This is a genomic window from Streptomyces sp. NPDC013457 (assembly GCF_043089925.1).
GTDB lineage: Bacteria > Actinomycetota > Actinomycetes > Streptomycetales > Streptomycetaceae > Streptomyces.
This window is the reverse complement of the sequence record NZ_JBICBL010000003.1, coordinates 12,399-25,910: the sequence shown is the minus strand read 5'-3', so window position 1 is coordinate 25,910 and position 13,512 is coordinate 12,399. Positions and strand designations below refer to the sequence as shown.

16 protein-coding genes are annotated in these 13,512 nt (G+C 72.5%); 9 read left to right on the top strand and 7 right to left on the bottom strand.

Annotated features, from left to right (window positions below):
- Window positions 1-3: 3 nt before the first annotated feature.
- Together ACF1G2_RS08960 and ACF1G2_RS08955 are read left to right on the top strand one after the other, a co-directional pair.
- Complete coding sequence (locus tag ACF1G2_RS08960; RefSeq protein WP_391797630.1) at window positions 4-1,047, top strand: peptidoglycan-binding protein; 1,044 nt, start codon at window positions 4-6, stop codon at window positions 1,045-1,047.
- Between the two features lie 202 nt (window positions 1,048-1,249).
- Complete coding sequence (locus ACF1G2_RS08955) at window positions 1,250-1,900, top strand: HAD-IA family hydrolase (RefSeq protein ID WP_391797629.1); 651 nt, start codon at window positions 1,250-1,252, stop codon at window positions 1,898-1,900.
- A gap of 163 nt (window positions 1,901-2,063) precedes the next feature.
- Here the strand turns inward: ACF1G2_RS08955 and ACF1G2_RS08950 are convergent, their stop codons facing one another.
- Window positions 2,064-2,819, bottom strand: coding sequence for an ABC transporter permease (locus ACF1G2_RS08950; protein ID WP_391797628.1), 756 nt, complete (start codon window positions 2,817-2,819; stop codon window positions 2,064-2,066).
- Between the two features lie 254 nt (window positions 2,820-3,073).
- Here ACF1G2_RS08950 and ACF1G2_RS08945 point away from each other — a divergent pair, with 254 nt between their 5' ends.
- From ACF1G2_RS08945 to ACF1G2_RS08930, 4 genes are all read left to right on the top strand, one after another.
- Window positions 3,074-3,736: an HNH endonuclease family protein gene (locus tag ACF1G2_RS08945; RefSeq protein ID WP_391797627.1), complete on the top strand. Its 663-nt coding sequence runs from the start codon at window positions 3,074-3,076 to the stop codon at window positions 3,734-3,736.
- 86 nt (window positions 3,737-3,822) lie between these two features.
- Entirely contained in the window at window positions 3,823-5,541 is a 1,719-nt protein-coding gene (locus ACF1G2_RS08940) for an alkaline phosphatase D family protein (RefSeq protein WP_391797626.1), read from the top strand.
- A gap of 184 nt (window positions 5,542-5,725) precedes the next feature.
- Entirely contained in the window at window positions 5,726-6,214 is a 489-nt protein-coding gene (locus ACF1G2_RS08935) for a DoxX family protein (protein ID WP_391797625.1), read from the top strand.
- A gap of 123 nt (window positions 6,215-6,337) precedes the next feature.
- Complete coding sequence (locus tag ACF1G2_RS08930; protein ID WP_391798118.1) at window positions 6,338-6,949, top strand: DedA family protein; 612 nt, start codon at window positions 6,338-6,340, stop codon at window positions 6,947-6,949.
- Here ACF1G2_RS08930 and ACF1G2_RS08925 read toward each other — a convergent pair.
- Both ACF1G2_RS08925 and ACF1G2_RS08920 read right to left on the bottom strand, forming a co-directional pair.
- Window positions 6,909-7,157 carry a DUF2277 domain-containing protein gene (locus ACF1G2_RS08925; protein ID WP_391797624.1) on the bottom strand — a complete coding sequence of 83 codons (249 nt, stop codon included), beginning with the start codon at window positions 7,155-7,157 and terminating at the stop codon, window positions 6,909-6,911. The two genes, ACF1G2_RS08930 and ACF1G2_RS08925, sit on opposite strands and share 41 nt — an antisense overlap.
- Window positions 7,158-7,227: 70 nt before the next feature.
- Window positions 7,228-7,452 carry a hypothetical protein gene (locus ACF1G2_RS08920; protein WP_391797623.1) on the bottom strand — a complete coding sequence of 75 codons (225 nt, stop codon included), beginning with the start codon at window positions 7,450-7,452 and terminating at the stop codon, window positions 7,228-7,230.
- A 191-nt stretch (window positions 7,453-7,643) separates the two neighbouring features.
- Here ACF1G2_RS08920 and ACF1G2_RS08915 point away from each other — a divergent pair, with 191 nt between their 5' ends.
- The gene (locus tag ACF1G2_RS08915) at window positions 7,644-8,402 is read left to right on the top strand and encodes a GntR family transcriptional regulator (RefSeq protein WP_391797622.1); all 759 of its coding nucleotides are present in this window, start codon (window positions 7,644-7,646) and stop codon (window positions 8,400-8,402) included.
- Here ACF1G2_RS08915 and ACF1G2_RS08910 read toward each other — a convergent pair.
- The 4 genes from ACF1G2_RS08910 to ACF1G2_RS08895 form a co-directional block, all read right to left on the bottom strand.
- Window positions 8,344-9,144 carry an MBL fold metallo-hydrolase gene (locus tag ACF1G2_RS08910; RefSeq protein ID WP_391797621.1) on the bottom strand — a complete coding sequence of 267 codons (801 nt, stop codon included), beginning with the start codon at window positions 9,142-9,144 and terminating at the stop codon, window positions 8,344-8,346. The genes ACF1G2_RS08915 and ACF1G2_RS08910 overlap by 59 nt on opposite strands.
- On the bottom strand, window positions 9,141-9,674 hold the full coding sequence (locus ACF1G2_RS08905) for a DUF4231 domain-containing protein (protein WP_391797620.1): 534 nt from the start codon (window positions 9,672-9,674) through the stop codon (window positions 9,141-9,143). Before ACF1G2_RS08905 ends, ACF1G2_RS08910 begins: the two co-directional genes overlap by 4 nt.
- Window positions 9,675-9,776: 102 nt before the next feature.
- Window positions 9,777-10,604: a universal stress protein gene (locus ACF1G2_RS08900; RefSeq protein ID WP_391797619.1), complete on the bottom strand. Its 828-nt coding sequence runs from the start codon at window positions 10,602-10,604 to the stop codon at window positions 9,777-9,779.
- 158 nt (window positions 10,605-10,762) lie between these two features.
- Window positions 10,763-11,824, bottom strand: a complete 1,062-nt coding sequence (locus tag ACF1G2_RS08895; RefSeq protein ID WP_391797618.1) for a serine hydrolase domain-containing protein — start codon at window positions 11,822-11,824, stop codon at window positions 10,763-10,765.
- A gap of 400 nt (window positions 11,825-12,224) precedes the next feature.
- Between ACF1G2_RS08895 and ACF1G2_RS08890 the strand changes: the two genes are divergently transcribed.
- Window positions 12,225-12,500 carry a hypothetical protein gene (locus ACF1G2_RS08890; protein WP_391797617.1) on the top strand — a complete coding sequence of 92 codons (276 nt, stop codon included), beginning with the start codon at window positions 12,225-12,227 and terminating at the stop codon, window positions 12,498-12,500.
- A gap of 251 nt (window positions 12,501-12,751) precedes the next feature.
- Entirely contained in the window at window positions 12,752-13,183 is a 432-nt protein-coding gene (locus ACF1G2_RS08885) for a VOC family protein (protein WP_391797616.1), read from the top strand.
- Window positions 13,184-13,512 lie beyond the last annotated feature (329 nt).

Genomic DNA, 13,512 nt, shown 5'->3' with positions numbered 1-13,512 from the left:
CCGATGGCCCCACCGCAGGCGGACCGGGGCACGGGGCCGGTCGCGGTACCGGGCGCGGTACCGGGCGCCGGGCCGGTCGGGGTGCCGGGTACGGGTACGGCCTCCGGACCGGGCGCGGTGCCGGGCGCGGGCTCGGGACCGGGCGCGGTGCCGGTCGGGGTTCCGGGTACGGCCTCCGGACCGGGTGCCGGGCCGGTCGCGGTGCCGGGTACGGCCTCCGGGCCGGGCGCGGGCTCGGGGCCGGGCGCGGGCTCGGGGCCGGGCGCGGGCTCGGGGCCGGGCGCGGGTGCCGTTTCCGGACCGGCGGCCGAGCCGGGCGGGGGGCCCGGCTCGGCCGAGACGATGCCCCTGTACCTGAGCGGGGTCGCGCCGGAGGCCGAGGCGTACGACATCACGTACGAGCCCGAGTGGGGTCCGCACGAGCCCGAGCGCCCCGCCACCCGCCGGCGCGGCGCGCTGGTGGCGCTCGCGGCTGCGGTCGCGGTCGCGGTGGTCGCCACGGCGGCGGTCGCGGGCGGCCTCCTCGGCGACGGGAACGAGCCGGACGACCGGGCCGCCGCGCCGACGCTCACCGCCAGCGCCTCGGAGAACGTCGCCGTGTCGGAGGCTCCGTCCTCCTCGGCCTCCACGCCTCCGCCGTCCGCCTCGGCCTCCGTCACGGCCTCACGCTCCGCGTCGCCCTCGGCGTCGCCGTCACCCTCCACCCGTTCGGCGGAGGCGACCGCGACGGCCACGTCCACCGGGCCGGCCGGGCCGCCGTCGCCCTCGGCGACCCGGACCACCTCCGCGCCGACCCGCACGCCCACGGTCGCGCCGATCGCGCCGGCCCCGACCCTGCGCTACGGGGACTCCGGCCCCGAGGTCGAGGAACTGCAGCGGCGGCTCTGGGAGGTGTGGCTCTACGACGGCCCGATCGACGGCGAGTTCTCCCGACAGGTACGGCGCGCGGTCGAGCGATACCAGTCGTACCAGGACATCGAGGAGGACGGGGAGGGCGTGTACGGGCCGGAGACGCGCCGCGCACTGGAGGCGGAGACCACGGGCTGAACCGGCGGGGCACCCGCCGGCACCACGGGCCTGCGGCGGCCGGGAGGAGGCCCGCACCACGGCCGAGGCGTCCGTGATCCGGGACGGATTGGCGTGGAGGCTCCTCGTTTTGTATCGTCGAGGAACAAAGTGGCCCCGCCCGCACTCCCTGACCGGCGGGCGGGACCGCTCTGTTCTCCTCCCACCCCTCTGGAGACCCTTCATGCCCGCGCTCACCACCCGCGCCCTGCTCCTCGACATGGACGGCACGCTCGTCAACTCGGACGCCGTCGTCGAACGCTGCTGGCGCCGCTGGGCCGAACGTCACGGCCTGGACCCGGACGAGGCGCTCAAGGTCGTCCACGGCCGCCAGGGGTACGCGACGATGGCCGCCCTCCTCCCGGACCGGCCCATGGAGCAGAACTACGCCGACAACCGGGTGATGCTCGCGGAGGAGACCGCGGACCTCGACGGCGTCGTCCCGGTCCCGGGCGCCCCGGCCTTCATGGCCGCCCTCGTCGGACTGCCGCACGCCCTCGTGACCTCGGCGGACGAGAAGCTCGCCCGGGCCCGGATGGGCGCGGCGGGGCTGCGGATGCCGGCGACCCGGGTGACGGCGGAGCACGTCGGCGCGAGCAAGCCGGACCCGGAGGGGTTCCTCAAGGGCGCGGCGGAGCTGGGCTTCGACCCGGCCGACTGCGTGGTCTTCGAGGACTCCGAGGCCGGCATCCAGGCGGGCCGCGCGGCGGGAATGCGCGTGGTGGGCGTGGGCCCGAGGGCGGCCGCCTTCGCCCCGGACGTCCACGTCCAGGACCTCACGACCGTACGGCTGACGCCCCTCCAGGACGGCACCCTCAGCCTGACGTTCGCGTAACAGCCGGCCCCGCCCGGGCGAACACGAGCCGACAGCGGACCGAAAACGGGCCGACAGCGGGCTGGTCGCGCACCGCATGCGTGCCGAGAGCGGCCCGGACGGCACCGGACGCGGACCGAACGCGCACCGGACGCGGACCGTTCTCCGACATGGCGGAGACCCCTCACCCCCGCGCCGCCGCACCCCGTGCCACCACGCCCCGGGCCACCAGCTCCAGCACGACCGCCACCGCCACCGCCTGCACCACCATCAGCGCCACCAGCACGAACAGCTGCACCGCCCCCGCCTCCCACGGCGACGCGCCGCCCAGCAGCATCCCCACGAACGCGCCCGGCAGCGTGACGAGCCCCACCGTCCGCGTCTGGTCGAGCCCCGGCAGCAGCGCGTCCGACGCCGCCGTGCGCGCCACCTCGAGCCGCGCCTCCCGCTCCGGCAGCCCGATCGCGAGCCCCGCCTCCACCTCGCCCCGGCGCGTCTCCAGTTCGTCGAGCGCCCGCCTCCCGCCCAGGACCGTCGCGGTCAGCGCGCCGCCGATGAGGATGCCGGTGACCGGGATGAGCGCCACACCGCGCACCGGGACGAGTCCGGTGAGCAGCAGCGTCGCGACGACCGGTCCGACACCGGCGGCGATCGGCACCCCCGCCCACCACCGCCCGCGCCCCTCCCCCGGGACGACGCGTCTGCCCGCCGTCCACGCCGCCACTCCGTACATCACCAGCAGAAAGACCAGCAGCATCGGCAGGTACCGCATCACCCAGCCGATCACGAGCGACACCGCGACCAGCTGGACCGCGGCGCGCCCGCCCGCGATCAGCGAGTCGCGCGGGCGTCCGAGCCGGGCGAACGCGACGACGCCCGCGGCCACGGCGAGCAGAACGGCGAGAACCACCCCAAAGGTGACGTTCACTTCCAGAAGCACACGCCAACCCTAGGGCCGAGAAACGGAAGTGTCGTTCCGTCACACCCCTTGATGTGACGTGCCCATGTCGTCACTCTGTTACCTGGCGCACCCCACACCGCAACCTCGCGCCGCCATGATGGCCGGGCCGCCGGGCACCCACCCGGGACCCACCCGGGCGATTCACCCCACACACACCGGGAACCCACCCGGGACGTACAGGGCGAGCGTCCGGAACGGCACGGCCAAGGTCCCCCCACTTCAAGGGAGTTCGTATGCTCGCCGCCAACGTCTACGCGCGTCGAATAGCCCGTCGCGCGACCGTTCTCGCCGCCACCGCCGCCCTCTCCGTCACCGGCCTCCTCGCCACCGCGCCGACCGCCCAGGCAGCCATGCCCACGCCCGTCAGCGCGGCCACCGCCCGTACCTACCTCGCCTCCCTCACGGTGAAGGCGGAAGGTTCCTCCTCCGGCTACAGCCGTGATCTCTTCCCCCACTGGATCACCCAGTCCGGCGCCTGCAACACCCGCGAGGTCGTCCTCAAGCGCGACGGCGTGAACGTCGTCCAGGACTCCAGCTGTGCCGCCGTCAGCGGCAGTTGGTACTCCGAGTACGACGGCGCGACCTGGACCGCCGCCGCCGACCTGGACATCGACCACATGGTGCCGCTCGCCGAGGCCTGGCGCTCGGGCGCGAACTCCTGGACGACCGCCAAGCGCCAGCAGTTCGCCAACGACCTGACCCGGCCGCAGCTCATCGCCGTCACCGACAACGTCAACCAGTCCAAGGGCGACCAGGACCCCGCCGAGTGGCTGCCGTCGCGCACCTCCTACCGCTGCACGTACGCCCGCGCCTGGGTGCACACGAAGTACTACTGGGGCCTGAGCGTGGACTCCGCCGAGAAGAGCGCCCTGCAGTCCGTCCTGAACGGCTGCTGAGAACGCTTCCGTCGCGCCTCCCTCGTTCCGTACCGTACGGGCGTTCCCTGCCGAACGGGCGGGACGGCGGAGGGGCGGGGAGATCGATGGCGGCCGGACTGAGGCTCGGACCAGTACTTCGGTACGTCGACGGAGTGACGGGCGACTCGGCGACGATATGGGTCGAGACCGACCGCCCGTGCACGGCGGAGGTCCATGCAGCCGCCGGCGCCGGCGGCTCCACCCGCACCTTCCAGATAGCGGGCCACCACTACGCGCTGATCCCGGTGACGGGCCTGACCCCCGGCACGACGACGGCGTACGAGATACGGCTCGACGGCCGGACGGTCTGGCCGCCGGCCGACTCCCGTTTCCCTCCGAGCACGATCCGCACCCCCTCCCCCGACGGCGAGGTCAGGGTGGCGTTCGGCTCCTGCCGCTGGGCGGCGAAACCGGCCAAGGGCAGGGACCCGGTCGGCCTGGACGCCCTGGACACGCTCGCCACGCACCTCGCGAGACAACTCGCGGAAGGCACCTCGGCCGAGCGCGCTGTCGCACCCGGGGCGGCCGAACGCCCGGACGTCCTCGTCCTCCTGGGTGACCAGGTGTACGCGGACGAGACCTCGGCCGCCACCCGCCGCTGGCTCGCCGCCCGCCGGGACCCGAGCGACCCGCCGGGCTCGGAGGTCGGGGACTACGAGGAGTACACCCGGCTCTACGACGAGTCCTGGGGCGACCCCGAGGTCCGCTGGCTGCTCTCCACCGTCCCCAGCTGCATGATCTTCGACGACCACGACGTCATCGACGACTGGAACACCAGCGCCGCCTGGCTGGCCCGGATGCGGGCCACGCACTGGTGGAGCGAGCGCGTGCTCAGCGGGCTGATGTCGTACTGGGTGTACCAGCACCTCGGCAACCTCTCCCCCGCCGACCTCGACGCCGACCCGCTGTACGCCGCAATCCGTTCCGTACCGGACGGCACGGAGCGGCTGCGGCGGTTCGTGGCCGAGGCGGACGCCGATCCGGCGTGTGTGCGCTGGAGTTACCGCCGCGACTTCGGCCGGACCCGGCTGCTGATGATCGACACCCGGGCCGCACGCCTCCTGAAGGAGGACGCCCGGGCGATGCTGGACCCGGGCGAGGCGGCCTGGGTACGCGAACAGGCGCTGTCCGACCGGGGCGCGTACGACCATCTCCTCATCGGCACCTCGCTGCCCTGGCTGCTGCCGCCGCTGATCCACGACGCGGAGGCCTGGAACGCGGCCCTGTGCCGCGGCGAGCGCGGCGGGCCGGAGGGGCGCTGGGCGCGGTTCGCGGAGGATCTGCGCCAGCGGGCGGACCTGGAGCACTGGGCGGCGTTCCCCTCGTCGTTCGAGGACCTGACCCGGCTGATCGCGGAGGCGGGCGGCGGCCCGGGCGCGCCGGCGACGGTGTGCGTGCTGTCCGGAGACGTCCACCACGCGTACGTGGCGGAGCCGCGCTGGCCCGAGGAGCCGGCCGAGGGCGCCGCGGCCCCGGGGGCGCGGCCCGAGGCACGGGTGGTCCAGCTGACGTGCTCGCCGCTCCACAACGCGATCCCGCTCGCGGTACGCCTGGGCTTCCGCTTCGGTTGGAGCCGCGCGGGCGGCCGCCTGGGCCGCGCCCTGGCCCGGCACGCGCGCGTGGGCCGGCCCATGATCGGCTGGCGCAGAACGGGCGGCCCCTGGTTCGGCAACCAGCTCATGACGCTCACGCTGCACGCCCGCTCCGCCCGTCTGACGCTCACCCAGGCGCGCGCGAACGGCCGGCTCGTCACCGTCGACGAGCGGCATCTGAGCGGGAGTTGACGCCGCGACGGGGAGCCCGGCCGGAGCGCCCGCGCCGCGGGTGACACTCGCCACAGATCGCCACGCGCTCGAATGTTGAAGTTGCAAGCACTAGTGAGGGGTGCCTAACCTGACGTCCTCATCGGTTCCGTCCCCCCGCGCTCCGTCCCCCCGGGACCGACTCGACCGAAGGAGTCACACCCCCATGAATCCCCTGGCCAACCGCGTACAGCAGTCCCAGCCGTACGCGCTCGGGCTGTTCCGCCTCGTCATCGGTCTGCTCTTCGCCTGCCACGGCGCCGCCTCGCTCTTCGGCGTGCTCGGCGGCGCCGCCGGTGGCGGTGGCACCGTCCCGGCGGGCACCTGGCCCGGCTGGTACGCGGCCGTGATCCAGCTCGTCGGGGGCGCCCTCGTGGCCCTCGGCCTCGGCACCCGTACCGCCGCCCTGCTCGCCTCCGGCTCGATGGCCTACGCGTACTTCAAGGTCCACCAGCCCGAGGGGCTCTTCCCGCTCCAGAACGGCGGCGAGAGCGCCGCGCTCTTCTGCTGGGCGTTCCTGCTCCTCGTCTTCACCGGCCCCGGGGCCCTCGCCCTCGACCGGCTCTTCGGCGCCCGCGAGGAACGGGTGTCGGAGCGGCCGGAGGCGCGGGCGGCGGAGCGAACCGAGGAGCGGCGCGAGCCCGTCGGGGCGTGATCGTCCCGCCCGGCTACGGCCGAACGGGCAGGGGCCGGAGACCGCGCGAGCGATTTCCGGCCCCTGCCGGTTTTCGCCGCCCGCGCCCGCGTACGCTCTAGCGCTGTGAACGTGCTCGACAGCATGGGGTCACTGCAGTCGCTGACCGCGGGCCCGTGGATCTACGCGGCGGTGGCCACGTCGGTACTGCTCGACGTCTTCCTGCCGGTGCTGCCGAGCGGGGTTCTGGTGATCACGGCCGCGACGGCGGCGGCGACCGCCACCGCGGCCTCCACCGACGTACCCTCCGTCCTCCTCCTTCTCCTCTGCGCGGCCACCGCCTCCGTACTGGGCGACTTCGTCGCGTACCGGCTGGCCTGGAGGGGCGGGGCCCGGCTGGACCGGGCGATCGCCCGCTCGCGCCGGCTGACGCGCGCGCAGGAACGTCTCGGCGTGGCACTGGCGCGCGGCGGCGGCCCGCTCGTGGTGATCGCGCGCTTCGCCCCGGCGGGGCGCTCGGTCGTCTCCCTGGGAGCGGGCGCGGCACGGCGCCGGATCGTGGACTTCCTGCCCTGGTCGGCACTGGCCGGGGTGGCCTGGGCGGGCTACAGCGTGGCCCTCGGCTGGTTCGGCGGGCTGTGGCTGGGCGCGACCTGGTTCAGCGCGGGCGTCTCCGTCCTCGCGCTGTTCCTGGCGGGCGGACTGGCCGCCTATGTCATACGGCGTCCGGCTGCGGCTCCCGCGACGGCTTCCTGAGCCCGCGCACCTCCAGGCCGTCGAGCAGCCGGGCGGTCGCCTCGGCGATCTCGTCCACGGCACGCTCGAACACCTCGACGTTGTGCGCGGCGGGTCTGTGGAACCCGGACACCTTGCGGACGTACTGCAGGGCGGCGGCGTGGATGTCGTCCTCGGTCGCCTCTTCGGGCAGGACCGGCGGTCGGAGAGTCTTGATGCTGCGGCACATGCGTCCAGTGTCGCGCGCCCCGCTGACAACGCGCCGCCCCGGACTCACGGAAGCCGGGACGGCCCCCGGGTCAGCCCCCGATACCGCGTCTGCTCCGCGCGTTGATCTCGGCGGCACGGGCCCGCAGCTCCCTCAGGGGTGTGGCCAGCTGTACGTCGCCGGGTTCGGCCTCCCATTCGCGGCCGCCGTTGACGGGCCGGATCAGGAGCCGGCCGGCGACGCTGTCGACGTAGAAGCCGACCCGGCCGGTGGCGGTGTCGCGTACGAGGTCACCGACCTCGGGCAGTGGTTGCACGAATCCCCTCCGTCCCGGAATTCCAGTTCTCTAGAGATACACCCAGAGAAACCCCACCGCTCCCCTCTGTCAACGTATCTCTAGAGAAGTCCCCCGATGGATGGATCACTCGCACAGGTCGGCGCAGAGGCGTGCGTCACCTGGTCGGAGCGCGCCGTAGGGTGTCCCGCAGACGAAGGGAGGTCCACCCCATGACTGACCAGGACAGCGGTCGTCGGCCCAAGTACCAGCGCATCGCCGACGAGTTGAGAACCGCCATCCAGTCAGGCGCCTTCGCCCCCGGCGACCGGCTCCCCGGCGAGAACGATCTGATGACCACGTACGACGTGGCCAGGATGACGGCACGCCAGGCGCTCTCCGTGCTGCGCACCGAGGGCCTGGCCGAGGCCCGAAAGGGTGCCGGGGTCTTCGTCCGCACGTTCCGGCCGCTGCGCCGGCGGGGCATCCCCCGGCTGGCGCAGGACCACTGGGGCACGGGCCGCTCGGTATGGTCGGCGGACATCGAGGACCGCGCGCTGGTGGTGGACCAGATCGAGGTCGGCAGGGCGAAGGCGGACCCGCGCGTGGCCGCGGCCCTCGGCCTGCCGCCCGACGCGCCGGTCTGCGTCCGCAGCCGCCGCTTCGTCCTGGACGACAAGCCGGTCCTGCTCTCGGTCTCGTACCTCCCGGCCGACCTCGCCGAGGACACCCCCATCGCGACCCCGGACACAGGCCCGGGCGGCACGTACGCGCGGCTGGCCGAGCTCGGCCATCAGCCGGTGCACTTCCGCGAGGAGATCCGCTGCCGCATGCCCACGGCCGACGAGACCATGCGCCTGTCCCTGGAGTTCGGGACACCGGTGATCCTGATCGGCCGCACGGCCTTCACGGCGAAGGGAGTCGCGGTGGAGCTCAACGAGATGACGCTGGACTCGGCGTCGTACGTCCTGGAGTACGACTTCGACGCCTGATGCCGAACACGGCACCGGGCGCGGCGTACGCGACCTCCCCTCCGAACACCCTGCCGGCCGCGCGCACGGCGTCCGCGGGCTCGGTCCCGGGCGCCACATGGGTCACGACGAGTGTGCCGACGCGGGCGTCGGCGGCCGTCCGTCCCGCCTGCTCGGCGGAGTGGTGCCCGGGCCCTTCGCCGTCGGCCTCGCAGAGGAACAGTTCGCAGTCCCGGGCGAGTTCGACGAGCGCGGGGCTGGGCTCGCAGTCGCCGGAGTACGCGATCCGCCGTCCGTCCGCGTCCTCGACGCGCAGCGCGAACGCGGGCAGACCGCCGTGCGGGACGCTCCGGGAGGCCAGACGGAGCCCGCCGACGCCGACCTCATGCCCGTCGTACAGCTCCTGGACGGCGAAGGCGTCTTCGACCGGGCTGCGACGGGGCCCGTTGGTCAGGAACGACGCGAGCCGGTCGGCGATTCCGGGCGGGCCGTAGAGGGGAAGGGGCGCGTCGCGCCGGATGTCGGCGTACAGGAGCCCGTAGTAGGCGGTGAGCAGGTCGGCGCTGTGGTCGGCGTGGAGATGCGAGATCCAGACGGCGTCGATCTCCCCGAGCCCGGCGTACCGCTGCAACTCCCCGAGCGAACCGCTGCCCGCGTCCACCCACACACGGACGCCCCCGCCCTCGACGAGGTACCCGGAGCAGGAGTTCCCGGGCCGGGGGTAGGGCGTGGCGGAGCCGAGGACGGTGATCCGCGGACTCACGCGCCCTTCGCCTCTCCCCTGGGGGCGGGGACGCCCTGCTGCTGGACGTCGTCGTTGACCTGTCCGCCGAGGGTCATGACGTTGAGGGTCGCCGAGTTCTCACTGGCGATGGCCTTCTCGACGCGGGCGACCAGCGTCGTGAAGCAGTCCCGGTCGGAGAGACGCTGATACGGCCCCACCTTGGCGGCGAAGTAGACCCGCTCGTGCCCGAGCAGCTGCTCGGTCGAGCGGTAGTTCTTCCACTGCTCCCGGTACCGGTACACGCTCTCCAGCGACACCGACGCCACGACGACGAGGCTGAGCACCGTGGCGGTGATCCTCGCGAAGCCCAGATCGAGATTGACGAGCACGGGCACGAGCGCGCCGCCGACGACCGAGACGGTGCGCATGCGCAGATGCATGGCCTTCATCTTGGTGGCCTTGCGGTCGTACCACTCCTGATACTGCGTCAACCGGCTGTCGATATACCGCTGTGGCGTCATCTCGCCACCCGACGCCTCGACCTCGGGCGCGTCCCCCACCTCGTCCATGCCGCGAGTACATCCCTCACGGGCGCACCCGGTCAACTCCCCCTTGCGCGACGGCCCGCCGTCCGAGGCGACGAGGTCGCGACGGACGGCATACGGCGTCGGTCAGGAGTGCGGCACGACGGCCACGGGGCAGGGGGCGTGGTGGATCACGGCGTGGGTGACGGAACCGAGGTGGGAGCCCCGGGCCGACCGGCGCCGGCCGACGATCAGGAGCGAGGCGTCCGACGAGGCGTCGACGAGGTGCTCGGCCGCCCGTCCCTCGGTGGACACCTCGGAGGCCCGTACCGCCGGGAACCTCTCCCGGAAGGGCCCCACCGCGTTCGAGAGCGCGGACGCCGTGCCGTCCTTCTCGTCCGCAGCGTGGTGCCGGTGGAAGGCGGAGTGCCAGGTGTTCACGACCTCCAGGGGGATGTCGTGCCGCGCGGCGAAGTCGAAGGCGAAGTCGAGGAGTTCACCCTGGTCCTCGCCCACGTCGAGACCGAGCACCACCTTCTGCCGGCCTCGGCTCTCGTACCCGGGGCGGACGAGCACCACCGGGCTCTTCGCCTCGGCGACGACCTCCTGTCCCACGGATCCGACGATGAAACCACGGACGCTGCCCAGCCCGTGCGACCCCACGACCAGCATCTGCGCCTCCGAGGCGGCGGCGAGCAGCATCTGGGTGGGGGCGTCCTCGATCTCCTCGGCCCTCATGACGAGATCGGGGCGCCGGGCACGGGCTCGCTGCTCGGTGACGGCGATCACGCCCTCCCCCTCACCTGCGCGGTCCTCGTGCGACACCTTCATGGCGCCCAACTGGTGCTGCTGCCAGAGCGTGGCGTACACGAGCCGCAGCCCGTCGCCGCGCACCGCCGCCTCGTCGGCGGCCCAGTCCAGCGCCGCCACACTGCCTTCGGATCCGTCCACTCCCACGGTGACAGGTCGGGACACGCCGCTCTCCTCGTCTCGGGGCCGCCCACGGGCGAGCGCGCCGGTTCAGAAACCTACCGATTCCGCCCCGAACTCCCGCACACACGGCATCCGGGCACGCCCCCGATGCACCCGTCCGGCGCATCCGAAGCCCGCCCCTGCGAAGCCGGGCACACGGATCAGCCGAAATCGGGGATCGGGTGGTCGGGGACGAGAGCGGTGGCGATGCGCTGGGCGATCACATGGGCGCTGTGGCCGGCCTGGGCGGTGGGGCCGTCCGTGGTCGAGACCGCGATGGCCAGACGACGGGAAGGGAGGTAGGCCTGCGAGGCGGAGTAGCCGAAGAACAGCGGGTGTTGGGCGATCCACTCACCGAGGACGAGCAGGCCCATGCCGTAGTGGGTGGCCTCGGTCTGGGCGAGGCAGACCGTCGCGGGGCACGTGTCGGTGGGCCTGCCCAGGCCGACCGTTCCCGGGTTCAGCAGATCGCGGTAGCCGGCGGGCGAGAGCAGCTCGCCCGAGCCGACGCCGGCCGCCGAACGGGCCAGATCGCAGATGTCGGTGGTCTGCACGGCGCCGGGGGCGGTGGTCCACGAGGGGTTCCAGAAGGTGGACTCCTCGTAGATCCCCCGGTCGGAGGCGAAGGCGTGCAGGACGGGCCGGGGAATGTCGGGCGTGAAGCTGTTGCGCGTCTCGCGCAGCCCGAGGGGACGCATGACCTCCCGCTGCAGCAGGACGTCGAGCCGGGTCCCGGTGATCCTCTCCAGGGCCTTGCCGAGGAGGACGAAGTTGGCGTGCGAGTAGCTCCAGTTGGTACCGGGCTCGTACCACCGCTCCTTGCCGGTGGCGAGGGCGACCAGCTCCTCGGCGGTCCACTGACGGAACGGGTTCGCGGAGACAGCCTGCTGGAACTCCGGCAGGGGCACGTAGTCGACGAGCCCGGTGGTGGAGGCGCCCAGCATGCGCAGCGTGATCCGCTCACCGTCCTCGAGCCCGGGCAGCCAGCGGGCGACGGGATCGTCCAGACCGACCCGCCCCTGGTCGACGAGCCGCAGAAGGGCGGTGCCCAGGTAGCTGATCGCGATGTTGCCGTTCCGGAAGTGCATGGCGGGCTCGGCCGGCACCCCGGTCATCGACTCGCCGAGCGCGGCGGTGACGACCTCCCGCCCGCCCTCGGTGACCCGCAGGATGACGGACTTGAGCCCCATCTCGGCCTGCGCCTGCTGAGCGATCCGCACCACGTCCCGAGCCGGCCCCTGCGCGGGCACCCGAGAACCGACACACCCCCGCCGGTGCCCCCCGTCACCCCCGACGGCCGAAACGGGCGCACCCGAGGCGAGAAGCGCGGCAAGCGCGACGACCGCGACAAGGCGCGACCGTGACGTGGAACGAACTGGTCTCATACCGGGAGTATCGACACAAACCACCCACCCAGCGCCCCGTGGTTCCCCGACCCGCAGGAACGTCACCCATCGGGATGGCCTGCGACATGCCGCACGAGCGGGGCACCCGCGCAGCCGTCACCGATTGACGCGCTCCAGACCATGATCCTATTGTCCGCCCTGCGCGTGGTCGCCGCAGGCGGCGATCAGAGCGACCGCATTCTGGTGATTTCCGAAGTCTCGGCAAGTGAGGGTAGTCATGGGCGTACTGCTCTCATACCTCCTGATTTTCGTCGTCGCATGCGCCTTGATGGCGTTGCAGATCGCCGGCGCGTTCCTGATCCTGACGAGCTTCACCCTGTCCGCCTGGCGCTTCGCAGGTACCCGCGGGCGTCGACCGGACGCCCACGTCCCCAAGGTGTTGCGAGCGGCACCGTATGTGCTGGGCGGAATCGGCGTCTGCTTACTGGTTCCCGCTTCGGCGGTGCTCTTCCTCGGCAGGGAGTCAGGGATTTTCGAATCCTGGGCGATCTAGACCATGACGGCCAGGAGGAGTTGCCCGTCATTCCCACGACAGCCATGGAGGAGCTGCACACTGCGGCCTCGATGCGCCCTACTGCGAGCGTGACCGCGAGCAATGGCGGCCGGTGGCCCCTACGCCGCGTACCTGGCTAGGCCGACCTGCGCGACTGACGGACAGTCTTGAAACCGTCTGGGACGAGTCACCGTGGGCGGGTGGATCCACCCGCCCGGGGAGTTGAGCAGGGCCACTGTTATCGTGCGCCGATGTCAACGATCAAGCAGTTCCAAGTGACCTTCGACTGCGCGGAACCTGCGCGCCTCGCCGCCTTCTGGTGCGAGGTGCTGGGATACGTCGTTCCGACAGTCCCGGAGGGCTTTGGCACGTGGGAGGAGTACCACCACTCCCTGCCGCCGGAGGACGAGGTCTACTTCGCGTGCGCCGATCCCTCGGGTGTGGGCCCGCGCGTGCTCTTCCAGCGAGTTCCCGAAGGCAAGGTCGTCAAGAACCGGGTGCATCTTGATGTACGGGTCGGCACAGGGCTCGTGGGTGACGAGCGCCTGGCCACACTCGAGGCCGAATGCGCACGGCTGATGGCGCTCGGCGGGAAACACGTGCTGACGCAGCACGCCGATGGCGTCAACGAGTCGTGCATCACGATGCAGGACATCGAGGGTAATGAGTTCTGCCTCGCTTGATTCTCCTCCGAGACTGCGAGGGGGGAGCCGTCTGCCGGGGACCTCTCAGGTCTCGTATGCGGCAGAAGTCATCCCGTGAGAGCGCGGTGTGCGGTGTGCGGTCGGGCAATGCCGAGGTATCCAGGACGGTTCCGACGCCGTGATCACACCGGACACGATCAAGATCATTGCAGGGCGAGAAAAACTTACGGGACAACCCTTAGCCGTTGAGCCAGGGGCCCGGGTGACCTGTTCGCGCAGTCGCGCGTCCAGGCAGCTCAGGTGGGCCCAGACGAACTGCGTACTCCGTCCTCCTCCCCCGCGTGACCTCCAGCGTGACGCCATCACCG

Coding starts and splice junctions, on each gene's coding strand:
- ACF1G2_RS08945 (WP_391797627.1), top strand. CDS start 3,074: ATGCTCGCCGCCAACGTCTACGCGCGTCGAATAGCCCGTCGCGCGACC.
- ACF1G2_RS08930 (WP_391798118.1), top strand. CDS start 6,338: ATGGGGTCACTGCAGTCGCTGACCGCGGGCCCGTGGATCTACGCGGCG.
- ACF1G2_RS08955 (WP_391797629.1), top strand. CDS start 1,250: ATGCCCGCGCTCACCACCCGCGCCCTGCTCCTCGACATGGACGGCACG.
- ACF1G2_RS08940 (WP_391797626.1), top strand. CDS start 3,823: ATGGCGGCCGGACTGAGGCTCGGACCAGTACTTCGGTACGTCGACGGA.
- ACF1G2_RS08960 (WP_391797630.1), top strand. CDS start 4: ATGGCCCCACCGCAGGCGGACCGGGGCACGGGGCCGGTCGCGGTACCG.
- ACF1G2_RS08925 (WP_391797624.1), bottom strand. CDS start 7,157: ATGTGCCGCAGCATCAAGACTCTCCGACCGCCGGTCCTGCCCGAAGAG.
- ACF1G2_RS08890 (WP_391797617.1), top strand. CDS start 12,225: ATGGGCGTACTGCTCTCATACCTCCTGATTTTCGTCGTCGCATGCGCC.
- ACF1G2_RS08905 (WP_391797620.1), bottom strand. CDS start 9,674: ATGGACGAGGTGGGGGACGCGCCCGAGGTCGAGGCGTCGGGTGGCGAG.
- ACF1G2_RS08885 (WP_391797616.1), top strand. CDS start 12,752: ATGTCAACGATCAAGCAGTTCCAAGTGACCTTCGACTGCGCGGAACCT.
- ACF1G2_RS08935 (WP_391797625.1), top strand. CDS start 5,726: ATGAATCCCCTGGCCAACCGCGTACAGCAGTCCCAGCCGTACGCGCTC.
- ACF1G2_RS08915 (WP_391797622.1), top strand. CDS start 7,644: ATGACTGACCAGGACAGCGGTCGTCGGCCCAAGTACCAGCGCATCGCC.